The sequence below is a fragment of the Streptomyces sp. NPDC057654 genome (assembly GCF_042800135.1).
Lineage (GTDB): Bacteria > Actinomycetota > Actinomycetes > Streptomycetales > Streptomycetaceae > Streptomyces.
This window is the reverse complement of record NZ_JBHVHQ010001348.1, coordinates 1-1,456: the sequence shown is the minus strand read 5'-3', so window position 1 is coordinate 1,456 and position 1,456 is coordinate 1. Positions and strand designations below refer to the sequence as shown.

1 protein-coding gene and 1 pseudogene are annotated in these 1,456 nt (G+C 66.7%); both read left to right on the top strand.

Annotated elements, in window-relative coordinates:
• Positions 1 to 334, top strand: a pseudogene (locus ACFU99_RS43490) (1-hydroxy-2-methyl-2-butenyl 4-diphosphate reductase); the annotation flags it as partial.
• Between the two features lie 5 nt (positions 335 to 339).
• On the top strand, positions 340 to 1,362 hold the full coding sequence (hpnH, locus tag ACFU99_RS43485; RefSeq protein WP_384404288.1) for an adenosyl-hopene transferase HpnH: 1,023 nt from the start codon (positions 340 to 342) through the stop codon (positions 1,360 to 1,362).
• Positions 1,363 to 1,456 lie beyond the last annotated feature (94 nt).

Below are 1,456 nucleotides of genomic sequence, written 5' to 3'. Positions count from 1 at the left end.
GCTCGCCAAGGAGCTCGCCCGCGCCGTACCGGGACGCACGATCCACACGGGCCCCCTGGTGGGCTCGGACCACGTCGTACGGGGCGCCGAACGGGCCGCCCTCCACACGGCGGGCGCCATCGCGGTGGACATGGAATCCGCCGCGACGCTCCGCGCCGCCACCCGCGCCGGACCCCGTCCGGTTGCGGCCGTACGAGTGATCGTGGACGCTCCGGAACATGAACTCGTCCGAATCGGGACCTTGCGCGGTGGAATATCAGCATTCCGCGTACTGCGCACCGTCCTTCCGGCTTTCTATGAATGGCACCGTTCTTTGTTGCTCCCCAGGAGGTGAGCTAGATGGCCATGCCGCTCCGCCAGTCCATCCGGGTCGGAACGTATCTCTTTGAACAGAAGCTGCGGAAGCGGGACAAGTTCCCACTGATCGTCGAGCTCGAACCGCTCTTCGCCTGCAATCTCTCCTGTGAGGGCTGTGGCAAGATCCAGCACCCGGCCGGGGTGCTGAAGCAGCGCATGCCGGTCGCGCAGGCCGTCGGCGCAGTGCTGGAGTCGGGTGCGCCGATGGTCTCCATCGCCGGCGGCGAGCCGCTGATGCACCCGCAGATCGACGAGATCGTCCGGCAGCTCGTGGCGAAGAAGAAGTACGTCTTCCTCTGCACCAACGCGATGCTGCTGCGCAAGAAGATCGAGAAGTTCACACCCTCCCCGTATTTCGCCTTCGCGGTCCACATCGACGGGATGCGCGAGCGCCACGACGAGTCCGTGGCCAAGGAAGGCGTATTCGACGAAGCCGTCGCGGCGATCAAGGAAGCCAAGCGGCGCGGCTTCCGGGTCACCACCAACTCGACGTTCTTCAATACCGACACGCCGCAGACGATCATCGAGGTGCTCAACTACCTCAATGACGATCTCCAGGTGGACGAGATGATGCTCTCGCCCGCCTACGCCTACGAGAAGGCCCCCGACCAGGACCACTTCCTGGGCGTCGAGCAGACCCGCGAACTGTTCAAGAAGGCCTTCGCCGGCGGCAACCGGCGGCGCTGGCGGCTCAACCACAGCCCCCTCTTCCTCGACTTCCTGGAAGGCAAGGCGGACTTCCCCTGCACCGCCTGGGCGATCCCCAACTACTCGCTCTTCGGCTGGCAGCGACCCTGCTATCTGATGAGCGACGGGTACGTGCCCACGTACCGGGAGCTGATCGAGGAGACCGACTGGAGCAAGTACGGCCGGGGCAAGGACCCGCGCTGTGACAACTGCATGGCGCACTGCGGCTACGAGCCGACGGCCGTCCTCGCGACCATGGGCTCCCTGAAGGAGTCGCTGCGCGCCGCCCGCGAGACCGTCGCCGGGAACCGGGGCTGACGCCATGACCGTGGGCCCTGTCTCGCTGGGGCTCCCTGACGTACCGGTCCGGCCGCTCGCGACGCGCCGCGTCTCGCGGCGCATCCAGGTCGGA